This window comes from Psychroserpens algicola, from assembly GCF_014526325.1.
Lineage (GTDB): Bacteria > Bacteroidota > Bacteroidia > Flavobacteriales > Flavobacteriaceae > Psychroserpens > Psychroserpens algicola.
Genome location: NZ_JACNMJ010000002.1, coordinates 569594 through 593562 on the forward strand (window position 1 = coordinate 569594; position 23969 = coordinate 593562).

The following is a 23969-nucleotide window of genomic DNA, read 5'->3' on the forward strand; positions in this document are numbered from 1 at the left end:
TGTATTTTCGAATCCGATTTAAACATGAGAAAAAAAATCTAATAAATCAACACCTTTTGATTTTTTTATTAAAAAATTTGTTCACATATTTGTCATGCTAAAATCACTCAAGAGAAACTCGAATTTCTCTTTTTTTTGCTAACTAACAATACAAAAAATTAAACTTAGAGAATGGATGTAACTGCGCAATCGGTTTGGACGAACTGTCTCTCATTTATAAAGGACAATATACAACCTCAAGCCTATAAAACTTGGTTTGAACCTATAGTGGCAGTTAAGCTTTCAGATAACGCATTAAGCATTCAAGTTCCTAGTAAATTTTTCTACGAGTGGTTAGAAGAGCACTATGTCAAGATTTTAAAAGTTGCACTCACTAAGCAACTAGGAGAAACTGCCAAATTGGTTTATGTTATTAAAATGGAAAACACCTATGGTAACAAGCAGCCTTTCACAGAAAAAATTCCGAGCTCAAACCGCAGTGCTTTAAAATCTCAAGATGTTGATGTTCCATTAAACAATAAAAACCCTGAACTTAAAAATCCTTTTGTAATTCCAGGAATTCGAAATGTAAAGATTGAGTCACAGCTTAATCCTAACTATAGTTTTGAAAATTTCCTTGAAGGTGATTCTAACCGATTAGCAAGAAACGCTGGTTTAGCAGTTGCCAATAAACCTGGAGGAACTTCATTTAACCCCTTATTAATCTTTGGTGGTGTTGGTTTAGGAAAAACGCACCTAGCTCATGCTATTGGTGTCGATATTAAGGATAAATATCCAGAAAAAACCGTGTTATACATTTCTGCGGAAAAGTTCACACAACAATATATAGACTCTGTTAAGAAAAATAATAGAAATGATTTTATTCACTTCTACCAGATTATTGATGTACTGATTATTGATGATGTTCAGTTCTTATCTGGAAAATCAGGAACTCAGGATGTATTCTTCCATATCTTTAATCACTTACACCAAAACGGAAAACAAGTGATTTTAACCAGTGATAAAGCGCCTGTTGATATGCAAGATATAGAACAACGTTTGTTATCGCGTTTTAAATGGGGCCTTTCTGCCGAATTACAAAGTCCAGATTTTGAAACCAGAGTCTCCATCCTAAAGAACAAACTCTATCGTGATGGTGTTGAGATGCCAGACGAAATCATAGAATATGTTGCAAAGCATATTAAAACTAACGTTCGTGAATTAGAAGGTGCTATTATTTCATTGATTGCGCAATCTTCTTTCAACAAAAAGGAAATTACTGTAAACCTTGCTAAGGAAATCGTTGAGAAGTTTGTAAAAAACACCAAACGTGAAGTCTCTATCGATTACATTCAAAAAGTGGTGTCAGATTATTTCCAAATGGATGTGAGTACACTTCAATCTAAAACAAGAAAACGTCATATCGTACAAGCTAGACAATTGGCTATGTTTTTTGCGAAAAAATACACCAAAGCCTCATTAGCCAGTATTGGGTCTCAAATTGGAAAACGAGACCACGCTACTGTCCTTCACGCTTGCAAAACAGTTGACAATTTATCTTCAACAGATAAGCAGTTTAGAAAATACGTAGAAGATCTTTCTAAAAAGCTATCGCTTTAAACAGTTACTATGACTCGTATTCTAATGGTATGCCTAGGCAATATATGTCGCTCACCATTAGCGCATGGGATATTAGAATCTAAACTCCCTTCAGATAAATTCTATGTAGATTCTGCAGGAACTGCGAGCTACCATATTGGTGACAGCCCAGACCATCGTTCGATTGCTGTTGCGAAATCTCATGGTATTGATATTTCTGCTCAACGTGGAAGACAATTTAAAACTTCCGATTTTGACACCTTTGATTACATCTATGTCATGGATCAATCTAATTTTGAAAATGTAATTAAACTTGCAAGAAACGCAAATGACATTGCAAAAGTTAAACGTATTCAAGAGGTCAATGCACATGTCACCAACAAAAATGTTCCTGACCCTTATTATGGTGATATATCAGATTTTAAACATGTCTTTTCACTCCTTGATCATACATGCGCTATAATTTCAAGTAACCTAATTGATGACACTGAATAATAGTATTCAAATTTTCACTCCTATTTTTTTTTGTATTTTGTAGAAAAATTCCTAAAATTCTAGAAAAATGAAAAAAATTACACTTTTCCTAGCATGCATCCTATTGTCTATTGGGAATGCTCAAGACATAACTCTTGAATCTTTCGCAATAGGCTTAAACAATCCTGTTAGTATTAAACATGCTGATGATGATCGTCTGTTTGTTGTTGAGAGAGCCGGTTTGATTAAAATTATCAATGCTGATGGTACAGTTAACGCAACACCTTTTTTAGATATTGACGATTTAGTAACCGACTTAGGAGGTGAACAAGGACTTTTAGCTTTGGCGTTTCATCCCGGTTATGCAACTAACGGCTTCTTTTATGTTAATTATATTGATAATAATGGAGATACGGTTATTTCTAGATACACAAGAAGTTCTGCAAACACAGCTGACATAAATTCTGAAGTTGTACTATTAAATATACCACAGCCGTTTTCTAATCATAATGGAGGCGACATGCATTTTGGTCCAAATGATGGCTATCTTTATATTTCGACAGGTGATGGCGGTTCTGGTGGTGACCCTGGAAATAGAGCACAAAACCAAACCTTACTCTTAGGAAAAATGCTCAGAATAGATGTAAATGTAACTCAAACCCAAATTGATAATGGTACAACATACCTTATTCCTTCAGATAATCCGTTTGTTAGTGATTCAGCTGTATTAGATGAAATCTGGGCTAACGGCCTTAGAAATCCATTTAAGTTCTCATTTGACAGATTAAATGCAGATTTATGGATAGCTGATGTAGGACAAAGTAGCAGAGAAGAGATTAGTCGTGTACCTGGCACTAGTACTGGAGGCGAAAATTATGGCTGGAAATGTTTTGAAGGTACCACTACATTTAGTACAGTTACTGGATGCAGTACCATTACACATACGCCTCCTGTAGCCGAATATATTTATGGAGGATCACCTTTTAGATGTGCTATCACTGGAGGTTATCGTTATAGAGGAACGCAACAACCTGGATTAGAAGGCTTATACTTTTTTGCAGATTATTGCAGTAATGAAATAGGATTTGTAGAAGAAACCAGTACTGATAATTTCAGTTTAACTTTCATCGATACCTTTACACCTGGCGGCTTTTCGTCTTTTGGAGAGGATGTCAATGGTGAATTATTTGTTTGCAGTTTATTTACAGGTGAAGTTCTAAGAATAGTTGACGCGAATTTGAGTGTAAATGAATCATCGGTAAACTCTGTTAAAATGTTTCCAAATCCTGCAAAAAATGACTTGACTTTTGACGCCCTAGAGACTTCAAATCAGATTAGTGAAATTCATATCTATAATATTCAAAGCAAACTCATAGCTTCCTATACAAACATTAATGAACAATTGATTACTATCTCTACAAAATCACTGACAAGTGGTATTTATGTTGTAGACATTATAAATAGCGAAGGACATAACAGTGTTCATAAACTTATTGTTGAATAACTCATGGATCAAAATTTTGGAAAACTTTACCTAGTCCCAACTCGTCTTGGCGATAATCCTCCATTAGAGGTCTTGCCTATTTCAGTAAAAAAAATTATTGAATTAGTGGATGATTATATTGTTGAAAATGAAAAAACTGCCAGACGATTTATAAAGAAAATAGATTCAAGAAAACAACAATCTATTTTAAATTTCAAAATTTTAAATAAATACACGCAGCCTGAAGAAATTCAGCATTTTATTGATGATTGCAAACAAGGAAAACCGATGGGATTACTATCTGAAGCTGGTTGTCCTGGAATTGCAGATCCTGGAGCAGATATTGTAAAACTCGCTCATGAAAACAACATTCAAGTTGTACCTTTGGTAGGCCCATCATCTATCCTACTGGCGCTTATGAGCTCTGGGATGAATGGTCAGAGCTTTGCTTTTAATGGTTATATTCCTATCGATAAGACAGAGCGAAAAGCCACATTAAAACGATTAGAGCGCTTATCTTTTGAGCAAAATCAAACTCAGCTTTTTATTGAAACGCCTTATCGTAACAATAAAATTTTAGAAGACATTTGTGCTTCTTTGCATCAAAATACGAGAGTCTGTGTGGCTTGCGACCTCACTTTACCTACCGAATATATTAAGACCATGACTGTAAATGACTGGAAACACACGAAAATTGACCTGCATAAAAGACCTGCAATTTTTGTAATACATAAAGATTAAAATACACACCCAATGAAACATCTTAACCTATCTCTTATTTTTTTATTATTAATTCAAATCAGCTTTTCTCAACAATATGACACTGTTTATATTGAAACCGATAGTATAGATTCTAATAATGATATTTACAAAACTGGCAATGTCTATGTTTTTGATTATGAAATAATAGATAATGGTAAAGCATGCAAATTGCTTAGAAACTCAGGAATGTTTGCTAGTAAAAATTATGAACTTGTTTCATTAGAAACAGACACTTTAAAACTTGATCGCATTCATATACTTGTAAAACCTGTATCTGAATCCAATTCATCGAATGGACACCAAACAGAAATAGTTTATCTGGTTGGACCTCCTTTCAACAGAATGTCGTCAACAGGCGCTGTAGACAACAACATAAATATCTGGATTCATCCTATAAGAGACGGATTTTTTAATGCTTTAGAAACAGCGCCTTTTCCTTATGTCAAAAGACCTCTCACTATAGGAGAAGAATGGAATGACGAAATGCTTATAGGACAAGGCTGGAGAGATGAAAAATGGGGAATTTGGGAAGGCTCCTTATTATTATCCTATACTTACAAAACCGTAGAAAAAGTTAATCTTAAAACTCATTTAGGTACTATTGAATGCTATGTAACTGAAAGCATAGCATCGTCAACTATAGGTGAAACAAAACTAAAAAGTTACTATTCAAAAATCTATGGGTTTGTCAGACTCGAATACGAATTACTAAATGACTTAAAAGTTAATATGTGGCTTACCGATTATAAAACAGGTCAGTCATTTAACTCTTTTAAAGAGATGCACAAAACCAATAGTTATATAAAACAATAGCTAGTTACATAACTAGCTATTGAGAATTATGCATGTGTCAACTGTATTTACATTACAGCTTTAGCTTTTCTATCGGCTTCAATAAATGAGGTATCGTAACCTGAAAATTTCTTCATATAATAGTGAACAGACGATCCATAAGCATCTGAAACATTATGACTCCCATAGCTTCTTAAAAACTTTTTCACACTTCCTGGTCCAGCTAAATGTGCGGCAGCTAATATTCCAGACTCAGTGACTAAAACACCATTAATCGTCTTTCCTGCAAAGCGTTTGATATCTTTACGCAAGATCCATTTATTACGTTCAGCATTTGCTAAAAATGCTTTTTCTTGTAATTCAGGATTGTATAAAAACTGCGTTGGGTTATGAATTCCAATCATCTTTAAAGTTTCAGCTCCAAATTGGTATTTTCCTAAATACCCTAAAGTGTTTACAGAAAAATAATTCCCTCTAGACTCTTTAAAAGCCAGAGCTTCTTTAAATCCGATATAAGATTTCCCTAAATAAGGAAAGTAAGGATGTGTGGATTGAAATGGATTAGACAATTCAACGCTATTAGCTGTTTCAAAATCTTGATTATTAAATGCTAAATCTTTAGATATAGTATAATCAAGTTCTAAACCATCAGTTGAATAATCGCTATAATTTAACGATGAACTTGGTTTAATTGCCATAAAAAGTGTGGCACAAATAGCTAATGGTACAACAAAATAATTACCTACTTTTTTAATCATGATAGCTAATTTTAGTAAGTCAAAATCTTTCCCTTAAATGACTTACAAATTGCGGATGCAAATATACGCCTTTTTCTAAATATCTGAAAATAAGCTGTTAAAGTGTTGTTAAAAGTAGATATAGTGGAGCTTTATGCCGTTTTCATCGTTGTATGATAAGGTCGGAAAAGGCACTTTTATAACGTTTAAAACGTCAAATACAGTTCTCAACACTCGAGAATTTGTTTGTATCCTTGACAAATCTACATCCAAACTCAGGTAAAACTGACGCCTTCTATTTTGAGTTATCATCAAATTGTCAACAATTTCATTTTTACCAGTGAGCATTCCTTCTGCACCATAGCCAAATGCTACATTAATCCACCTGGGAATTTTACTGTCTTTAAAGAACGAATGTACATTTGCACTCAACCAATAAGTTTGTCCGTTGTAATCCTTTAGCATTTCTTCTAAAAAGCCATCACCTAGTTTATCTGGACGTTGACTAGCGTATCGGGTTTGATGAAAGGAATACTTCATTGTGATTCGCTGTTCATCCCACAATAATTCTTGTCCGATATATAATCCTGCTCCCAGTCCGTTGGCTACCATATCAGACCATGAAAATCCCCATTCTTCGGAGTAACCGTCAAAAACTTCAACTGCTGTTAAAAAGCCAAAGCCCAAAGTCGCTCCATAAATAAGTTGATTTTTTTTACTGACGCCAGCCCAGTTTAAAGCGTTAGCACCTACTCTTCCGAGTTGATATGCAGAAAACACATGTCCTAATTTATCCATTTGCAACCATTCATCAGTATCATCAATAGTTTTAAATTTTGATCGAGGAAAATCAGCATACCACAATTGATCTAAACCTACTAATGTTAAGGTTCCTAAGGAAACTTCGGTAATGATTACAGCATTTCTTCGTGATATATCGAGGCTATCACTTGGAGTTAAAAATAAATTTAGCTTAGATTGTGATAGAGCCGAGTGTGTCACAAAAACACAAATTAAAATAAGAATCTTACGGCTACTCACGACTATTTATTTATACCTTGAGACGACAAGTAGTTTTGGTATTCACGAGCATTCGCATTGTGTTGCGACAAGGTTTTGGCAAACTTATGAAAGCCTAATTTTTTGGCATTTGCAGCAAAATACAGATAGCTATGCTTTTCATAATTTAGTACTGCATTTATAGCAGATATATCAGGCATTGCTATAAGTCCGGGAGGCAATCCAGCATTTAAATACGTATTATAAGGCGATTGTATGTCTTTATGTTTATTTAAAACACGTTTAATCACTGTATTTTTATATTCGGGTAATTGATAAGCAGCAAACTTAAGCGTCGGATCGGCTTGAAGTGGCATTCCTATTCTAATGCGATTCATATAGACACCAGCAATTCTAGGTTGTTCACTTGCTTGTTTAGACTCTTCGTGGACAATTGATGCTAGAGTCATGACCTGATCTCTGGATAATCCAATGGCTTTGGCTTTTGCATTTCTGCTTGCATTCCAGAAGCGGTTATATTCTTTCAGCATACGATCTCTAAATCCTTCCGCAGACGTATTCCAGAAAAACTCGTAGCTGTTTGGTATATACATCCCTAAAGCTGTAGCTTTAGAAAAACCACTGGCTTTTAAAAATGCTTCATCTGTCATAGCTTCAAGTAACGACAGACTATCTGCTTCAATTTGAACACTAATTCGACCAGCTAATTTTTCTAAGTCCTCTTGATTATTAAAAGACAGTTTTATGGGCAAATTATTGCTTCTTATAGAATTAATAATCTCATTATTACTCATACCTTGTTTAACAACAAACTTACCAGCCTTTAAATTGGTAGTGTATTTCTTTCGTACTGCCAGTGCATCAAAGGTGTCTATATCATCCAACAATGGCACTAATTGAGTACGTACCTCATCATAATCGGCATTGGTAGACACATAAATATAAGCTTCATCATTAGTGAATTTTGTATTTGGTGACATCATGGCGTTATAAACATAATATGCAAAAACTGCAGCGCCGATTAATCCTAAAAGAGCAATAGCCCAAAGTATTTTTTTAATGTACATTACTTAAATCGTATTTGTAATAGATATTCATTTTTAAAGGAACCATTGACAAAGTTCCAGTCTTTTTTGAGTCCGACAATTTCAAATCCATGATTTTTAAACAGTTTAAGACTCATTGTATTGTCTTCGGAAATATTACAATACAATTGATGTAAGTCTAGATGCATTTTACAATAATTGATAAGCAATTCTAAGGCTTCTTTTCCGTAGCCTTTTTGTCTGTTCTCAACATCTTTAATTAAAACACCAACTCCTGCCCTTCTGTGTTTAAAGTCAAAATCGAATAAATCAATCATTCCTAAAGGTACATCCTCATAGTTACAGATGACAAGTCGTAATTGCTTAACTTCAAAAATATCTTTGTGAGCATGATCAAGATACTGCTTTATTAAGAATTTAGAATAGGGAGTAATGGTATTACTAATTTCCCAAATATCCTGATTGTTTTCTATCTCGTGAATAAACTCAAGGTCTTCTGGCTCTAAAGCTCGTAAATAGATATGTTCTCCCTGAAGTGTTTTCATGATACTATACCCTTAAACACTTGAGTTGCTGGTCCAATTAACCAGATATTAGTATAGGACGTTCCATGAGTATCAAAAGACACTTTAAGATCGCCACCTTCAGTTTGCAATGTGACCAGATTTTTTTCGGTCTCACCTATATAATGCATGGCTAAAGCTACTGCTGTAACACCTGTTCCACAGGATAAAGTTTCGTCTTCAACACCTCTTTCATAGGTTCTGACTGAAAAATTATCATCATCATTTTTACTCACAAAATTCACATTACTACCTGATTCTCCATAAAGCGAACTACATCGAATTTGGCGTCCGTTAGCTGTCACATCAAATGCTTTCAGATTTTCTTCCATCTGAACGTGGTGTGGCGAACCTGTATCTAAAAACACATAGGAGTCATGCTTATCTATACGTTTTACATCTTGCATTTGAAGGCTAACAATTTGATTCTTAATTCGAGCCTTATGAATACCATCAATGGCCTCAAACGTCGCTTCATTATCAATGACGCCTAAAAAATTAGCAAAAGCAGTAATACATCGACCTCCATTACCACACATAGAACTCTCACGACCATCGGCATTAAAATATACCATTTTAAAATCATAAGTATCATGATTTTCTAAGAGAATTAAGCCATCAGCTCCAATACCAAAACGCCTATCACATAAAAATGCAATACGTTTAGTGTCATTTCTATCGAAGACTTCCTGACGATTATCAATCATCACGAAATCATTACCTGTTCCTTGATATTTGTAAAAAGTAAGTTCCATAAGTCTTGCAAATATAGGAATAATGACGCGATAATTATGGTGTTAAATGAGCGTTAAATACGACGTTAAAAATCGTTAAAGTTGAACAACGAAATCAATAAATATTTAATTTTAATCGTTACCTAATTATTAAACAATTATAAAAATGAAAAAACTTTTAACCTTAGTGTTTGTTTCGGTGTTAGGTGGAATTATCACATTGTCTGCCTACAAATTATTAATCGATAAAGATCAAACTATAACTCTTGAAGCAACGCAAGAACAGCCGCGATTTTTAAATGCAAATTATGATGCAAAAACAGCTAATTTATTAGAAAACAATGCCTTAGATTTCACAGTCGCTGCAGAGAATACGATTCACGCTGTTGTTCATGTTAAAAATACAGCAATTGTTTCTGCACCACAATCACTCGAAGATTTATTCTTTGGAAGACAATCTTCTTCCAGAGCTCAGGTAGGAACTGGAAGTGGTGTTATAATAAATAAGGACGGCTATATCATAACCAATAATCATGTTATTGCCGGATCAAATAGCATCTCTATTACACTTAACGATAACCGTGTGTATGAAGCCGAACTCATTGGTACAGATGAAAAAACTGACATTGCATTATTAAAAATTGATGCAGATGAAGATTTGCCATCTATCCCTTTTGGAGATTCTGATACAGCAAAAATTGGTGAATGGGTCTTGGCTGTTGGAAATCCTTTTAATTTAACTTCAACAGTAACTGCAGGGATTATTAGTGCAAAATCTCGTGACCTATCGGGAACAGAGTCGCAATCATTTATCCAAACCGATGCTGCCGTAAACCCTGGAAACTCAGGTGGAGCATTAGTCAATTCGAGAGGCGAACTTGTTGGTATAAATACTGCTATTTCTTCTAGAACAGGTTCATATATTGGTTACTCCTTTGCTGTGCCGAGTAATATTGCACGTAAAGTTATTGAAGATATTATGGAATTTGGAGATGTTCAAGAAGGTGTTCTTGGGGTGTCGATCCTAAACAGAAATTCAAAAGAAGCTATTGAAAAAGGAATTAATGAAATAGAAGGGGTTTATATTAGTAGTGTTGAGGATAATTCGGGAGCAAAAAAAGCAGGTATTAAAAACGGAGATATCATCAAAAAATTAGATAATGTTGAAATTTCAAAATTCACAGATTTAAGTGGTTATATAAAAACGAAACGACCTAATGATGTTGTTAATGTTGAAATTTTAAGAGGTGATGAAATTAAAACCATTCCTGTTAAACTATCAAAAAGTGATATAATTAGTGTTGAGTTTATTAATATGGAATTAAGAAATCTACCTTCTAAGTTTAAAAAAGAAAACAATCTAACTGAAGGTGTCCTGGTTCAAAAAAATGAAAATGCTTATTTATATAGAAGATTAGGCATACGTCCTGGTTATATTATCACTAAAGTCAATGATATTGAAATTAACTCGGTTCAGGATATTTCAAAATTCACACAGAAATATGGAACCGATGCTCAGGATAAAATTTTTAAATTAGAGTTTATTGACACAAACAAAAGACGTAAAGAAGTCATCTTTGAATAACCGTAAATACAATGCTTTTAAAACCCTTTTAGAATTAAATTTTAAAAGGGTTTTTATTTTTGCAAAATAATCTACGAAAACGTTTGAAATATACTATTTTTGCAAAAATTTTAAACACAACAACACACTAAATTTAAAACAATGAGTTTGAACGGAACTTATGAAAAAGAGCTTGCTTTTCAAGCCGATCGTAGAAGAGCTACAGTAGAATTTATCAAAATTGTAAGCGACCTTTGGTACGACAAATCGATAGAATTGGTGATTTTTAGAAATCAGCTAATTGACCGTAATGTTAGCGAAATTCTAAATCTTCATGAATATGCTGGAGAATTTGTACAGAAACCTATTTCTATTTTTGATTCTGTAGAGATTGCGCAAGCAATTAAAACCTTAGACTTACCTCCTGCTAAATTAGATATTGGAAAGTTAACTTTTGAGTTTCATTTAGAAGACCAAAAGTATAGCAATGCTACAGGTTTTGTAGCAGCAAAACTTAAAGACGCTAAAAAGAATAAACCTATTCAACCTAAAGACGTGGTACTTTATGGGTTTGGTCGAATTGGTCGTTTAGTCGCACGCGAATTGATGACAAGAACAGGAAAAGGCAGCCAATTACGCCTAAGAGCTATTGTCACTCGTGGAGAAATTGACCAAGTCGTTTTAGAAAAAAGAGCATCACTATTACGTAACGACTCTGTTCATGGAGATTTCCCTGGAACAGTTGTCGCTGATGCCAAAAACAAAGCCTTGATTATTAATGGAACTACTGTTAATATCATTTCTGCTAACGCACCTGAAGAAATAGACTATACAAAGTTAGGTATCAACAATGCCTTAGTTATAGATAATACTGGTGCTTTTAGAGATGACGAGGCTTTAGGTAGACATTTAAAATCTAAAGGAGTCGATAAAGTCTTGCTAACTGCTCCCGGAAAAGGCGTGCCAAATATTGTGCATGGTGTTAACCATTTAGAAAACAATCCTGATAAAGTTGACATCTTCTCTGCTGCTTCGTGTACTACAAATGCTATTACACCAATACTAAAAGCAATGGAAGATACTTTTGGTGTCGTAAGTGGTCATTTAGAAACAATTCATGCTTATACAAACGATCAAAACTTAGTAGATAATTTTCACAAAAAATACCGTCGTGGTAGAGCTGCTGCACTTAACATGGTAATTACCGAAACTGGTGCTGGAAAAGCTGTTTCTAAAGCGTTACCGTCTTTAGAAGGAAAATTAACATCTAATGCGATTAGAGTTCCAGTTCCAAATGGTTCGTTAGCAATTCTAAATTTAGAATTGGAAAAAGAAACCTCTGTAGAAGGCATCAACACTATCATGAAAAAATATGCATTAGAAGGGGATTTGGTTGAACAGATCAAGTATGAAATGAGCGACGAGTTAGTATCTAGTGATATCGTTGGAAGTTCAGCGCCTTCAATTTACGATAGTAAAGCTACTATTGTTAGAGCTGATGGTAAAAATGCAATATTATATATTTGGTATGATAATGAGTATGGATATAGCCATCAGGTGATTAGACTAGCAAAATATATAGCCAAAGTAAGACGTTTTTCATACTATTAATCAATTCTCTTTTATATTAAAGTACGATTAACATCTAAAATATAATTTCATTCGTATATAATTTAGCCTCACAAAATGTGAGGCTAAATGTTTATATCAAGATTCTATTTTACTCACAAATTATTATATAAATCACTATATTGCTCATCATAAAATAAGCTATTTAATTCAACCAAAACCAAAATGAAATTTTTTAAAACGCTTCTACTCACAACAATTACAGTATTTTCTTTATCATCGACTTGGGCTCAAACGTCTGGTGATGACGAAAAATTATCATTAAACAGCGGCACCATTGACAATCAATTTGAATACGTTATTAGACGCTCAAATAGTTGGCAGGATTATAAAACAGTTAAAAAAACATGGCTGTATGCACTTAAAGCACATACCATCGACTCACTAAAAGCTGTTCATAAGGATTTAAAAGACACTCAAGCTATCGTAGATACACAAGCCAAGGAGATTGAAGATTTAAAGGCAAATCTATCTAACACAAAAGTTGAATTAGACAATACCATCGCTGAAAAAGACAGTATTAAATTATTTGGCATGCCGATGACAAAGCCAAATTACAGTATGATTTTATGGAGTATTGTTGGTGTGTTATCTGCCTTATTATTATTCTTTATTTATAAATACAGAAATAGTAATGCTGTTACCAAACAAGCAAAGAAAAGCTTAGCTGAAACTGAAGAAGAATTTGAAGAACATAGACGCGTTGCATTAGAACGTGAGCAAAAAGTAAGACGTCAATTACAAGATGAGATCAATAAGCAAAAAAATGCATAAGATATTGACATACTAAAGCAAGGTATCATCATACTGAACTTGTTTCAGTATCTCATAATAACATATTAAATTAAAATCTGTAATTTTAGAGTTACAGATTTTTTTTTATGATTATTACTCGTGCAAAACTTAAAGATTTAGATAGATTAGTCAACTTATTTGATGGCTACCGTGTTTTTTACAAACAAGATTCTAATCCGGCTGGAGCCAAGCGATTTTTAAGTCAGCGAATACTGGAGGAAGATTCTATTATTTACATAGCGTATATAGATGAAGAGGCTGTTGGTTTCACACAACTTTACCCTTTATTTTCTTCGGTTTCAATGACATCGATGTATCTGTTAAATGATTTATATGTAGATGCTAAACACAGAGGTAAAGGTATTGGTGAAGCATTAATTAATCGCGCAAAACAATTATGCCAATCTGAACATAATAAAGGATTGGCCATACAAACTGCGTTTGACAATCCTGCGCAACATTTATATGAGCGTCTCGGATTTGTAAAAGATACCGATTTACATTTGTTTTGGAGTAGAGTATAAATTAAGCATATCTTTGCAACCTTATACTATTACAATGCGCATAGATATTATAACTGTTTTACCAGAATTATTGAGAAGTCCGTTTGAAGCCTCAATATTAAAACGTGCCATAGAGGCCAATCTGGTAAGCGTTCATTTTCATAACTTAAGAGATTATGCAACTGGTGGCTACAAAGCTGTAGATGACACACAATTTGGAGGTGGTGCCGGAATGGTCATGATGATTGAACCTATTGATAAATGTATCACCAAATTACAAAGTGAACGCACATACGATGAGATTATATATATGACACCAGATGGTGAATGTCTCAATCAACGTATTGCAAATCAAGTGTCTTTAAAAGAGAATATTATTATTTTATGCGGACATTATAAAGGCGTAGATCAGCGTGTTCGTGACAAATTTATTACCAGAGAAATTTCTATTGGTGATTATGTTTTATCTGGTGGCGAATTAGGCGCTGCTGTACTGTGTGATGCTATAATTAGATTAATACCAGGTGTATTAGGTAATGAAACTTCTGCCCTAACCGATTCTTTTCAAGACGGCTTATTAGCACCTCCAATTTATACCAAACCTAGAGAGTATGATGGCATGAAAGTTCCTGAAGTATTATTTAGCGGAAATTTTCCTGAAATTGAAAAATGGCGTGAAGAACAAGCGTATTTGCGTACCAAAGAACGTCGCCCAGATTTATTAAATGATTAATTATTGCATCTTATGATTGAGGATTATAACTATCTATATACAGCAAATTATGTCATTTACAATCTGGCAGGATTATGTGTTTTAATAGCGAGCATTATTTTGTTTTCAAAAAAACGGGTGTTGTCAACCTCTTTAATTATGGTAGGTAGTGTGCTTGCCTTTATATTTAACATCGGTAGTGTTTTTATAAGTTCATTTGCAGGACGATATGACACCAACACATTTATAAAAATTAATGCCATTTCAAATATTGTTAGTGCTTTGGCATATTTTATCTTTTGTTTGGGACTTTTGTTATTTGTAGTTAATGATTACAACAAAGACGTTAACAAAAATGAATTCTTAGACTAAGTGTTAAGGATTGAAGCGGCATCCTTTTACGACCATAGGAGAAAAAGATACAGCGGAAAGCCTGACCTTAAGCGCCACTTTACAAGCGCTTAAGGGAACACCAAAAAAAATAAATTAATAATTGCGCATTATCAATTATTAACTATCTTTGCACCCACTTTTGGATTAACCTCTGGCGAAAATCGTGAATGTTGATTTGAAACAACCATTATAAATTATATAAGAATGAGTTCTTTAGTAAAATTTGTACAAGACGAATTTGTAACAAAAAAAGATTTTCCAGAATTTGGAGCTGGTGATACAATCACAGTGTATTACGAAATTAGAGAAGGAGAAAAAGTACGTACACAGTTCTTTAGAGGTGTCGTATTACAAGTTAAAGGAACAGGTAGTTCTCAAACATTTACCATTAGAAAAATGTCTGGAACAATTGGTGTAGAGCGTATCTTCCCAATTAACTTACCTGCACTTCAAAAAATTGAAATCAACAAAAAAGGTAAAGTTAGAAGAGCAAGAATCTACTACTTTAGAGGTCTTACTGGTAAAAAAGCTAGAATTAAAGAAGTTAGAAGATAAGCTTCGACCACAAATATTTCACAAAGCCTTGACAAATAAACGTCAAGGCTTTTTTGGTTATTAACTTTTGTTAATAACTATGGTTTATAAAATGTGAATATCTAAACCATCTAAAAATTTGGAATTCTTAAACAAAACCATACATTAGCAGAACAATTAACAACAAACCTAGTTTGGTTTTGAATTAAGTTTTGAATTTATGTTAAATTGTAATAAAGTAACGTTCTTTATATAGTATTGTTTTTTGAGGTTTACTAGCGGCACGTGTAGGCGTGTGAAGTGAAAAAACCATGAGACTTTAGATGCAAACGAATGTTTAGGCAGTTGGTTGTAGATAATGTTGAAAGCTTTGAAAAAGTAACATTAGCGAAAGTGAGTGTGAAACGGATAAGCAATGTTTATAGAGGCTATCTAACACGTAAGTGAAAGATTAAGAGACTTAAACATCAAGAAAAACAAACTAAAACCGAAACCTAGTAATAACAGGTCAATACATTTTGAAAGTTATGAAACGTTTCATTGATTTAGTGACTCTTGAACCGAAAAAGATAAAGATACGCAAGTTGAATTATCTTGAGTTTTACAGCAATGTTTAATAGGTCATGTGGAGCTATTTCAAAAAAGCCATGTCAAAGTAGTCAGCTACAGTGATATGGCTTTTGTTTTTTTATATCCCTATAATATATATTACTTCAAAACCCTATCTAACCTCCTTAAAAAACCACTCTATTTTTGTATATTTGCTCTGCTTAAAAAATAAGCATTTTCAATACATAAAATTTTATACACTCTATGGCAAAGACTCCTACAATAATTTATACGAAAACAGATGAAGCTCCTGCATTAGCAACCTATTCATTGTTACCAATTATTAAATCGTTTACGAAATCGTCTAACATCAATATTGAAAGTAGAGACATTTCTCTGGCTGGACGAATTTTAGCAAATTTTCCAGATTTTTTAACGGAGTCTCAACGTGTACCAGATGCTTTATCTGAACTAGGTGAATTAGCCAAGAGTCCGGAAGCAAATATTATCAAACTTCCAAATATTAGTGCATCCATCCCACAATTAAAAGCGGCGATTTCTGAACTTCAAAATCAAGGATATAAGTTACCTGACTATCCTGACGAACCAGCTAACGATGACGAAAAGGCTATAAAAGCTCGATATGACAAAATCAAAGGAAGTGCTGTAAACCCTGTTTTACGTGAAGGGAATTCTGATAGACGTGCTCCAAAGGCCGTAAAGAATTTTGCTAAAATGAATCCGCATTCTATGGGTGCCTGGTCTCCAGATTCTAAAACTCATGTAGCTACAATGACGCATGGTGATTTTGCACATAATGAGAAATCTGTGACGCTTTCTGATGCGACTTCTGTAAAAATTATACATACTGATACTTCTGGTAATGCAACCGTTTTAAAAGATGGTTTGTCTTTATTAAAAGGCGAAATTATTGATGCTACTGTTATGAATAAAAAAGCATTACTCGCCTTTTTAGAAGAACAAGTTGAAGATGCCTTAGATAAAAGTGTTTTGTTTTCATTGCATATGAAAGCAACCATGATGAAAGTGTCAGATCCTATTATTTTCGGACATGCAGTTCGCGTGTTTTTTAAAGACTTATTTGAAAAACATGGTGAAACCTTTGAAAAGATTGGTGTTGATGTTAATAATGGTTTTGGAAATCTTTTAGATAAATTAAGTGAACTCTCTGAAGATAAACGTGACGAAATACGAGACGATATCCGATTTGCTTTGGATCATGGTCCTGATTTAGCCATGGTAAATAGTGATAGAGGTATTACAAATTTACATGTTCCAAGTGATGTTATTATTGATGCATCAATGCCTGCGATGATTCGTACATCTGGTCAAATGTGGAACGCTGATGGTAAACAACAAGATACCAAAGCTGTGATTCCTGATAGTAGCTATGCTGGTATTTATACAGCAACTATAGATTTCTGTAAAAAACACGGCGCCTTTGATCCAACCACAATGGGAACTGTACCTAATGTTGGTTTAATGGCTCAAAAAGCTGAAGAATATGGTTCTCATGACAAAACTTTTGAAATACCATCAGATGGAAAAGTCGAAGTGATTGATGCTTCAGGACTAGTACTTACATCTCACAATGTAGAAACTGGTGATATATGGAGAATGTGCCAGGTAAAAGATGCGCCTATTCAGGACTGGGTAAAATTAGCCGTTACAAGAGCAAGGGCTTCTAAAACACCTGCAGTGTTCTGGTTAGATAAAAATAGAGCTCACGATGCTGAACTAATTAAAAAAGTAAATGCCTACTTACCAAATCACGATACAACAGGATTGGATATAAGAATCCTTTCTCCTATCAAAGCAACAGAATTTACATTAGAACGTATTAAAGATGGTAAAGACACTATCTCAGTTACTGGAAATGTATTGCGTGATTACTTAACTGATTTGTTCCCTATTTTAGAATTAGGAACCAGTGCCAAAATGCTATCTATTGTTCCATTGATGAATGGTGGTGGTTTATTCGAAACTGGAGCTGGTGGATCAGCACCAAAACACGTACAGCAGTTTACTCAGGAAAATCATTTACGCTGGGATTCTTTAGGTGAATTTTTAGCATTAGCTGTATCCTTAGAACACTTTGGAACAGTAAACAATAACGCTAAAGCTCTCGTTTTATCTGAAACTTTAGATGATGCTACCGAAAAGCTATTAACTAATGGAAAATCGCCTTCTAGAAAAGTAAACGAATTAGATAACAGAGGAAGCCATTTCTACTTGGCTTTGTTCTGGGCTGAAGCTTTGGCAAATCAAACCAAAGATCAGGATTTGAAAAATGAATTTGCACTTGTATTTAGAGATTTACAGGCTCATGAAGCTAAAATTGTAGAAGAATTAAATACCGTTCAAGGTCAACCAATGGATATTGGAGGCTACTATGAACCTAACGAAGCTGCAACCGATAAAGCAATGCGACCTAGTGAAACCTTAAACAAAATAATAGGATAAGGGTTTTAGAATTATATATAAAAAGACTGCCGTAAAAGGCGGTCTTTTTTATTTTAGTCACATATCGTAAATTTACATTATGACAAAAACGCAGCTTTCAGATTGCTACAATAGAATTAGCCCTTATATTCACAACACACCTGTCTTAACCTCAAGACTTGTCAACACGTATACCAATGCTACTGTTTTTTTTAAGTGCGAAAACTTTCAAAAAACTGGTGCTTATAAAATGCGTGGCGCTACAAACGCCATCATGCAACTTTCTTCAGAACAAAAATCGAAAGGCGTGGTAACGCATTCGTCTGGAAATTTTGCGCAAGCATTATCTTTTGCTGCTAAAAGTTTAGGCGTTAAAGCCACAATTGTAATGCCTACAAATTCTCCTATAGTAAAAAAAGATGCTGTAGTAGAATACGGCGGACATATCGTTGAATGCGCACCAACAATTGAAGATCGGGAAGCCACTGCAAATCAGATTGTACACGATACTGGTGCTACTTTTATTCACCCTTCAAATGATCCTGATGTCATTCTGGGCCAAGGTACTGCATGTATTGAATTACTTAAAACTCAGCCTGATTTAGATGTAATTTTTTGCCCAGTTGGAGGTGGTGGTTTAATTGCAGGCTCGGCGTTAGCGGCTCACTATTATGGTCACAATTGCCAAGTTGTAGGAGGCGAACCCATGGAGGCCGATGATGCTTATCGTTCGTTATTAAGTGGTAACATTGAAACCAACCAAACTGCTCATACCATTGCTGATGGATTACGTACGCAATTAGGTCATCATAACTTTCCAATCATTCAAAAACATGTTAAGCAAATCACAAGAGTTTCTGAAGTTGAGATAATAGAAGCTATGCGTTTCATTTGGGAACGCATGAAACTTATCATAGAACCTTCAAGTGCTGTAGCTTTTGCCGCTGTTATTAAAGATGAAAAAATGGTGCGCAATAAAAAAATTGGTGTTATAATTTCTGGTGGAAATGTGGATGTAAACAACTTACCGTTTTAATATTTAATTAACTTTTGATTGTTTAGACAAGAGGACATTCTTCCTTATTTTTGAGACATGATATCATTAAAAAAAGGCCTCACACTCTTACTTTTAGTTATTGTAAATGTACTATTCGCACAAGAAACCATCACGTTAAGTGGAACTATCACTGATGCCAATAGTAACGAAACACTTATTGGGGTAAATATCATATTTCCTGAACTTCAAACAGGAACCAACACTAATGAATATGGCTTCTACTCTATTTCACTTCCTAAAGGTGCGTATAAAATCCAGATTAGTTATTTAGGCTATACTACAATTACTGAGACGATTACCTTTTCCGAAGACAACATCATAAACTATAAATTAGCTGAAAGTTCCGAAACTTTAAACGAAGTTGTTATCAAGCAAGATGTAGAAAAGCTCAACATCAAAAAACCGCAAATGAGTGTTAATGCTTTATCTATTAATACCATCAAACAAATGCCTGTTGTTTTAGGCGAAGTTGATGTTATCAAATCCATAACACTTTTACCTGGTGTTACCAATGCTGGTGAAGGTTCCTCTGGATTTAATGTTCGAGGTGGTGCTGTCGACCAAAATTTAATATTACTTGACGAAGCCACCATTTTTAACTCATCACACTTGTTTGGCTTCTTTTCAGTATTTAATCCCGATGCTATTAAAGATATTAAATTATACAAAGGTGGTATTCCTGCTAAGTATGGTGGTCGGGTGTCTTCTGTTTTAGATATTTATCAAAAAGATGGTAATAGTAATGAGTTTCATATGAATGGAGGTATTGGTATCGTCTCCAGTCGTTTATTAGCTGAAGGTCCCATCAAAAAAGGTAAAGGTTCTTTCCTGTTTGGCGGACGAAGTAGTTATGCGCATCTCTTTTTACCCTTATTTGATATCGACAATATTGCCTATTTCTATGATTTGAACACGAAGTTGAGCTACAGATTCAATGATAATAATAGCATCTATTTGTCAGGTTATTTTGGAAGAGATGTCTTTAATATTTCTGATAGTTTTGAAAATACTTATGGAAATGCAGTCGTAAATTTTAGATGGAATCATTTGTTTTCTGACAAATTATTTTCAAATATGTCATTGATATATTCAGACTACTATTATGGCTTAAATTTAAATTTTGTAGAGTTCGACTGGGATTCTGGAATTCAAAATTTTAATTTTAAATACGATTTAAAACATTATATCAGTACTAATTTTAAACTGGACTACGGAATAAACAGTATCTATTACAAGTTTAATCCTGGTGAAATTAAACCTTCATCAGCTACTTCTGGTATCAATCCATTTAAGCTTACTGATAAATATGCTTTTGAAAATGCTGTATATATTGATGCCGAGCATAAAATTTCAAATACGCTAGCCTTATCTTACGGTTTGAGATTGAGTTCCTTTTTGAGATTAGGTCAAAACGAGCTCAATATCTATGAAAATGATAATCCACTGGTATTTAATGAAGAACTTCAAATCTATGAAAAAGCTGAACCGATAGACACTGAACGTTTTGAAAGAAGTGATGTCATAAAATCATTTGTTAACCTTGAGCCTCGTTTGTCACTTGCCTATCAAATTAATGACAACGCTTCTATCAAAGCGAGTTACAACCGTATGACACAATACCTGCACCTGTTATCAAATACAACCTCTCCAACACCTTTAGATGTCTGGACACCTAGTGGTAAATATGTTAAACCTCAATTGTTAGATCAAGTTGCTATTGGATATTTTAGAACATTTAAAGACAATAGGTATTCCCTTGAAGTTGAAAGTTTTTATAAAACCATTAAAAATAGAATCGATTATACAGATGGTGCTGACTTAATTGCAAATAATGCTATTGAACAGGTGATTTTAAACGGACGAGCGCGAGCCTACGGTTTAGAAATCTTATTGAAAAAAAATGAAGGAAAATTTAAAGGCTGGCTGGCGTACACACTTTCAAAATCTGAACAACAAACTGAAGGGAGAACGCCTTCTGAAACTGGAATTAATAATGGAGAATGGTATAATACAGCTTTTGATAAAACCCATGATATTTCATTAACAGGAAGCTATCAATTAAATGACAAATGGACTTTTAATAGTAATTTTCTCTTTCAAACGGGTCAGCCTACGACATTTCCTAACGGACAATATGAATACAACGGTATTACAATTCCTAATTACGAATCAAGAAATTCCAGTCGCTTACCTGCATACCATAGAATAGATATTTCAGCTACATATAACCCAAATCCTGAATCTACAAAACGCTGGAAAGGCGAATGGGTCTTCGGAATATACAACCTATATAACAGACGTAATGCAGCCTCAATTTCATTTGGAGAAAACCGAATGACTGGTGCAAACGAAGCTACCAGATTAGCAATTTTTGGAATTATTCCATCTGTATCTTATAATTTTAAATTTTAAATCATGAAAAACGCTCTCATTATTTTATTGGTTTTGTGCTTTGTCTCTTGTGAGGATGTCATTGACGTTGATTTAAATTCTGCCGAACCAAAACTTGTTATTGATGCATCTATCAATTGGTTTAAAGACACTACTGGAAATGAGCAAGACATCAAACTAACATTATCTGCGCCTTATTTTGATACTGAAGTCCCACCAGCAACTGGAGCCCAAGTACGTGTTATTAATTCGAGTGCAACGGTTTTTGAATTTACTGAAGAAGGTACTTCTGGCATCTATAAAAACAGTTCGTTTATCCCTCAAATAAATGAAACTTATCAACTAGAAATTACCTATCAAGGTGAAACATATACGGCAACTGAAACACTTAAATCCGTTGTGGATTTAGATTATGTTGAACAAAATAATGATGGTGGATTTACTGGTGAAGAAACCGAATTAAAAGCATATTATACCGATCCTGCCGACGAAGAAAATTATTATTTCTTTGAATTTATCAGTGATATTCCAGAAATTCCTAGCCTCGAAGTCTATGACGACGAGTTTACCAATGGCAATCAAATTTTTGGCTTTTACACCGAAGAGGAACTTGAAAGTGGTGATGTCGTGACCATTCGAAATTACGGCGTGTCTCAACGCTTCTACGAATTTATGTTTATTTTATTACAACAAAATGCCGAAGAAGGTGGCGGACCTTTTGAAACACAACCAGCAACAGTTCGTGGAAATTGTATCAACGAAACCAATGCCGAAAATTTTCCACTTGGCTACTTCAGGTTATCAGAGGTTGCCGAACTTATATATACTGTACAGTAAATTATTTTGGGCGTTACCCATTAAAGTAATACTTTAATGCGTCGTGTCATCCGTTCTATCTTTTTGTAAAAAACACAAAAAGGATGCCACTACTACCACTAACGCAGAAGAAAAAAATAGCTATTTTTACATTATGACTTTCACAAAAACAACGGAACAGGATTCAAACTATAATCATTTAGAAAAAATGACTATTAATGAATTACTAACGCATATAAACAACGAGGATAAATCAGTGCCTCTGGCTGTAGAAAAAGCAATTCCTCAAATAGAAGCGCTGGTAGCTCAAATTGTTCCTAAATTAAAAAATGGTGGTCGACTCTTTTATATTGGAGCTGGAACCAGCGGACGATTAGGTATTTTAGATGCTTCTGAATGTCCGCCAACTTTCGGAGTCTCTCACGACCTAGTTGTTGGTTTAATTGCAGGAGGTGATAGCGCTATTAGGAAAGCTGTTGAATTTGCTGAAGATTCTACATCACAAGGCTGGAAAGATTTACAACATTATAGTATTTCAAAAAATGATATTGTGATTGGTATAGCTGCATCAGGAACAACACCTTATGTTATTGGTGCTTTAAAACAATGTAATAAAGAACAGATTACTACAGGCTGTATTACCTGTAACGCAAATAGTCCTCTAGCTCAAGTTTCTAAATATCCAATTGAAGTAATTGTCGGACCAGAATTTGTAACTGGAAGTTCTCGAATGAAAGCAGGAACTGCTCAAAAACTAATTTTGAATATGATCTCAACTTCTACTATGATTAAACTGAATAAAGTAAAAGGAAATAAAATGGTAGATATGCAACTAAGTAATGATAAATTGGTTGATAGAGGTATTAAAATGTTAGTCAAAGAATTAGATGTCAGTTGTGAAGAAGCAGAACGTCTACTCAAAACATATAAAAACGTTAGAACCGCCATAGAACACTACACCAATGGAAACAAATAGAACTAATAAAGAACAATTAGTAAAAGGAATAAAAACGATGGGAATTAGCTTAGTCTTAATGTTTTTAGGCCCAACGTTATTTTATGTAGGTTTTAGTAATTCAGAAAAACCGCTGTACATTCCAATTTTAATAGTAGCTTTCATTGCTTCTATGCTTGCTATATTCTTTGCGTTTAAAGGCTTAAAAACCATAATGGATAGCATGTTTAAAAACTCTTAAACATCAGTTAAGTTTTCATCATACTTATTTATTTAGTAATACCTATAAACAAAAAAAAACCCTTATCATAAAAATATATGATAAGGGTTTCAAAAAAGGCGACGACCTACTCTCCCACAAATGCAGTACCATCGGCGCAAATGGGCTTAACTTCTCTGTTCGGAATGGTAAGAGGTGA

At 34.1% G+C, this 23969-nt stretch carries 23 protein-coding genes and 1 rRNA gene; 18 read left to right on the plus strand and 6 right to left on the minus strand.

The window, feature by feature from the left end; genetic code table 11:
* Positions 1-171 precede the first annotated feature (171 nt).
* The 5 genes from dnaA to H7350_RS08485 all read left to right on the plus strand — a co-directional run bounded on the left by dnaA (position 172) and on the right by H7350_RS08485 (position 5110).
* Positions 172-1599: a chromosomal replication initiator protein DnaA gene (dnaA, locus tag H7350_RS08465; protein WP_204345459.1), complete on the plus strand. Its 1428-nt coding sequence runs from the start codon at positions 172-174 to the stop codon at positions 1597-1599.
* A gap of 9 nt (positions 1600-1608) precedes the next feature.
* The gene (locus H7350_RS08470; protein ID WP_204345460.1) at positions 1609-2073 is read left to right on the plus strand and encodes a low molecular weight protein-tyrosine-phosphatase; all 465 of its coding nucleotides are present in this window, start codon (positions 1609-1611) and stop codon (positions 2071-2073) included.
* Positions 2074-2140: 67 nt separating this feature from the next.
* A complete protein-coding gene (locus H7350_RS08475) occupies positions 2141-3556 on the plus strand; it encodes a PQQ-dependent sugar dehydrogenase (protein WP_204345461.1) in 1416 nt (471 codons plus the stop codon).
* 3 nt (positions 3557-3559) lie between these two features.
* The gene (locus tag H7350_RS08480; protein ID WP_204345462.1) at positions 3560-4276 is read left to right on the plus strand and encodes an SAM-dependent methyltransferase; all 717 of its coding nucleotides are present in this window, start codon (positions 3560-3562) and stop codon (positions 4274-4276) included.
* A 12-nt stretch (positions 4277-4288) separates the two neighbouring features.
* The gene (locus H7350_RS08485) at positions 4289-5110 is read left to right on the plus strand and encodes a hypothetical protein (RefSeq protein ID WP_204345463.1); all 822 of its coding nucleotides are present in this window, start codon (positions 4289-4291) and stop codon (positions 5108-5110) included.
* A gap of 47 nt (positions 5111-5157) precedes the next feature.
* Here the strand turns inward: H7350_RS08485 and H7350_RS08490 are convergent, their stop codons facing one another.
* The 5 genes from H7350_RS08490 to dapF all read right to left on the minus strand — a co-directional run bounded on the left by H7350_RS08490 (position 5158) and on the right by dapF (position 9210).
* Positions 5158-5847, minus strand: a complete 690-nt coding sequence (locus tag H7350_RS08490; RefSeq protein WP_204345464.1) for a peptidoglycan-binding protein LysM — start codon at positions 5845-5847, stop codon at positions 5158-5160.
* A gap of 108 nt (positions 5848-5955) precedes the next feature.
* Entirely contained in the window at positions 5956-6828 is an 873-nt protein-coding gene (locus H7350_RS08495; RefSeq protein WP_204345465.1) for a DUF2279 domain-containing protein, read from the minus strand.
* 41 nt (positions 6829-6869) lie between these two features.
* Positions 6870-7913: an endolytic transglycosylase MltG gene (gene mltG / locus H7350_RS08500; protein WP_204345466.1), complete on the minus strand. Its 1044-nt coding sequence runs from the start codon at positions 7911-7913 to the stop codon at positions 6870-6872.
* On the minus strand, positions 7913-8437 hold the full coding sequence (locus H7350_RS08505; RefSeq protein ID WP_204345467.1) for a GNAT family N-acetyltransferase: 525 nt from the start codon (positions 8435-8437) through the stop codon (positions 7913-7915). Before H7350_RS08505 ends, mltG begins: the two co-directional genes overlap by 1 nt.
* Entirely contained in the window at positions 8434-9210 is a 777-nt protein-coding gene (gene dapF, locus H7350_RS08510) for a diaminopimelate epimerase (RefSeq protein WP_204345468.1), read from the minus strand. Before dapF ends, H7350_RS08505 begins: the two co-directional genes overlap by 4 nt.
* 145 nt (positions 9211-9355) lie before the next feature.
* On the opposite strand from dapF, the gene H7350_RS08515 reads away from it, so the two are divergent.
* From H7350_RS08515 to H7350_RS08575, 13 genes are all read left to right on the plus strand, one after another.
* Positions 9356-10774, plus strand: a complete 1419-nt coding sequence (locus H7350_RS08515) for a trypsin-like peptidase domain-containing protein (protein WP_204345469.1) — start codon at positions 9356-9358, stop codon at positions 10772-10774.
* A 141-nt stretch (positions 10775-10915) separates the two neighbouring features.
* The gene (locus H7350_RS08520; RefSeq protein WP_204345470.1) at positions 10916-12364 is read left to right on the plus strand and encodes a glyceraldehyde-3-phosphate dehydrogenase; all 1449 of its coding nucleotides are present in this window, start codon (positions 10916-10918) and stop codon (positions 12362-12364) included.
* A 183-nt stretch (positions 12365-12547) separates the two neighbouring features.
* Positions 12548-13156, plus strand: a complete 609-nt coding sequence (locus tag H7350_RS08525; RefSeq protein ID WP_204345471.1) for a tRNA (guanine-N1)-methyltransferase — start codon at positions 12548-12550, stop codon at positions 13154-13156.
* A 107-nt stretch (positions 13157-13263) separates the two neighbouring features.
* Complete coding sequence (locus H7350_RS08530; RefSeq protein ID WP_204345472.1) at positions 13264-13701, plus strand: GNAT family N-acetyltransferase; 438 nt, start codon at positions 13264-13266, stop codon at positions 13699-13701.
* Between the two features lie 34 nt (positions 13702-13735).
* Positions 13736-14413, plus strand: a complete 678-nt coding sequence (trmD, locus tag H7350_RS08535; protein ID WP_204345473.1) for a tRNA (guanosine(37)-N1)-methyltransferase TrmD — start codon at positions 13736-13738, stop codon at positions 14411-14413.
* A gap of 12 nt (positions 14414-14425) precedes the next feature.
* On the plus strand, positions 14426-14764 hold the full coding sequence (locus tag H7350_RS08540) for a hypothetical protein (protein WP_204345474.1): 339 nt from the start codon (positions 14426-14428) through the stop codon (positions 14762-14764).
* 225 nt (positions 14765-14989) lie between these two features.
* Complete coding sequence (gene rplS / locus H7350_RS08545) at positions 14990-15340, plus strand: 50S ribosomal protein L19 (RefSeq protein WP_204345475.1); 351 nt, start codon at positions 14990-14992, stop codon at positions 15338-15340.
* A gap of 792 nt (positions 15341-16132) precedes the next feature.
* Positions 16133-18352 (plus strand): NADP-dependent isocitrate dehydrogenase, encoded by a 2220-nt coding sequence (locus tag H7350_RS08550; RefSeq protein ID WP_204345476.1) that lies wholly within the window; start codon positions 16133-16135, stop codon positions 18350-18352.
* 79 nt (positions 18353-18431) lie between these two features.
* Positions 18432-19367, plus strand: a complete 936-nt coding sequence (locus H7350_RS08555) for a threonine ammonia-lyase (protein WP_204345477.1) — start codon at positions 18432-18434, stop codon at positions 19365-19367.
* A gap of 57 nt (positions 19368-19424) precedes the next feature.
* The gene (locus H7350_RS08560; RefSeq protein WP_204345478.1) at positions 19425-21800 is read left to right on the plus strand and encodes a TonB-dependent receptor; all 2376 of its coding nucleotides are present in this window, start codon (positions 19425-19427) and stop codon (positions 21798-21800) included.
* A 3-nt stretch (positions 21801-21803) separates the two neighbouring features.
* Positions 21804-22616: a DUF4249 domain-containing protein gene (locus H7350_RS08565; RefSeq protein ID WP_204345479.1), complete on the plus strand. Its 813-nt coding sequence runs from the start codon at positions 21804-21806 to the stop codon at positions 22614-22616.
* A 133-nt stretch (positions 22617-22749) separates the two neighbouring features.
* The gene (gene murQ, locus H7350_RS08570) at positions 22750-23571 is read left to right on the plus strand and encodes an N-acetylmuramic acid 6-phosphate etherase (protein ID WP_204345480.1); all 822 of its coding nucleotides are present in this window, start codon (positions 22750-22752) and stop codon (positions 23569-23571) included.
* A complete protein-coding gene (locus H7350_RS08575; RefSeq protein WP_204345481.1) occupies positions 23558-23791 on the plus strand; it encodes a DUF6095 family protein in 234 nt (77 codons plus the stop codon). The genes murQ and H7350_RS08575 overlap by 14 nt, the downstream gene beginning before the upstream one ends.
* A gap of 93 nt (positions 23792-23884) precedes the next feature.
* Here H7350_RS08575 and rrf read toward each other — a convergent pair.
* Positions 23885-23969 (minus strand): 5S ribosomal RNA (gene rrf / locus H7350_RS08580); the annotation flags it as partial.

Coding starts and splice junctions, on each gene's coding strand:
- dapF (WP_204345468.1), bottom strand. CDS start 9,210: ATGGAACTTACTTTTTACAAATATCAAGGAACAGGTAATGATTTCGTG.
- H7350_RS08555 (WP_204345477.1), top strand. CDS start 18,432: ATGACAAAAACGCAGCTTTCAGATTGCTACAATAGAATTAGCCCTTAT.
- H7350_RS08520 (WP_204345470.1), top strand. CDS start 10,916: ATGAGTTTGAACGGAACTTATGAAAAAGAGCTTGCTTTTCAAGCCGAT.
- H7350_RS08540 (WP_204345474.1), top strand. CDS start 14,426: ATGATTGAGGATTATAACTATCTATATACAGCAAATTATGTCATTTAC.
- H7350_RS08560 (WP_204345478.1), top strand. CDS start 19,425: ATGATATCATTAAAAAAAGGCCTCACACTCTTACTTTTAGTTATTGTA.
- H7350_RS08480 (WP_204345462.1), top strand. CDS start 3,560: ATGGATCAAAATTTTGGAAAACTTTACCTAGTCCCAACTCGTCTTGGC.
- H7350_RS08530 (WP_204345472.1), top strand. CDS start 13,264: ATGATTATTACTCGTGCAAAACTTAAAGATTTAGATAGATTAGTCAAC.
- dnaA (WP_204345459.1), top strand. CDS start 172: ATGGATGTAACTGCGCAATCGGTTTGGACGAACTGTCTCTCATTTATA.
- H7350_RS08470 (WP_204345460.1), top strand. CDS start 1,609: ATGACTCGTATTCTAATGGTATGCCTAGGCAATATATGTCGCTCACCA.
- H7350_RS08505 (WP_204345467.1), bottom strand. CDS start 8,437: ATGAAAACACTTCAGGGAGAACATATCTATTTACGAGCTTTAGAGCCA.
- H7350_RS08550 (WP_204345476.1), top strand. CDS start 16,133: ATGGCAAAGACTCCTACAATAATTTATACGAAAACAGATGAAGCTCCT.
- H7350_RS08490 (WP_204345464.1), bottom strand. CDS start 5,847: ATGATTAAAAAAGTAGGTAATTATTTTGTTGTACCATTAGCTATTTGT.
- H7350_RS08515 (WP_204345469.1), top strand. CDS start 9,356: ATGAAAAAACTTTTAACCTTAGTGTTTGTTTCGGTGTTAGGTGGAATT.
- H7350_RS08575 (WP_204345481.1), top strand. CDS start 23,558: ATGGAAACAAATAGAACTAATAAAGAACAATTAGTAAAAGGAATAAAA.
- murQ (WP_204345480.1), top strand. CDS start 22,750: ATGACTTTCACAAAAACAACGGAACAGGATTCAAACTATAATCATTTA.
- mltG (WP_204345466.1), bottom strand. CDS start 7,913: ATGTACATTAAAAAAATACTTTGGGCTATTGCTCTTTTAGGATTAATC.
- trmD (WP_204345473.1), top strand. CDS start 13,736: ATGCGCATAGATATTATAACTGTTTTACCAGAATTATTGAGAAGTCCG.
- H7350_RS08485 (WP_204345463.1), top strand. CDS start 4,289: ATGAAACATCTTAACCTATCTCTTATTTTTTTATTATTAATTCAAATC.
- H7350_RS08525 (WP_204345471.1), top strand. CDS start 12,548: ATGAAATTTTTTAAAACGCTTCTACTCACAACAATTACAGTATTTTCT.
- H7350_RS08475 (WP_204345461.1), top strand. CDS start 2,141: ATGAAAAAAATTACACTTTTCCTAGCATGCATCCTATTGTCTATTGGG.
- rplS (WP_204345475.1), top strand. CDS start 14,990: ATGAGTTCTTTAGTAAAATTTGTACAAGACGAATTTGTAACAAAAAAA.
- H7350_RS08565 (WP_204345479.1), top strand. CDS start 21,804: ATGAAAAACGCTCTCATTATTTTATTGGTTTTGTGCTTTGTCTCTTGT.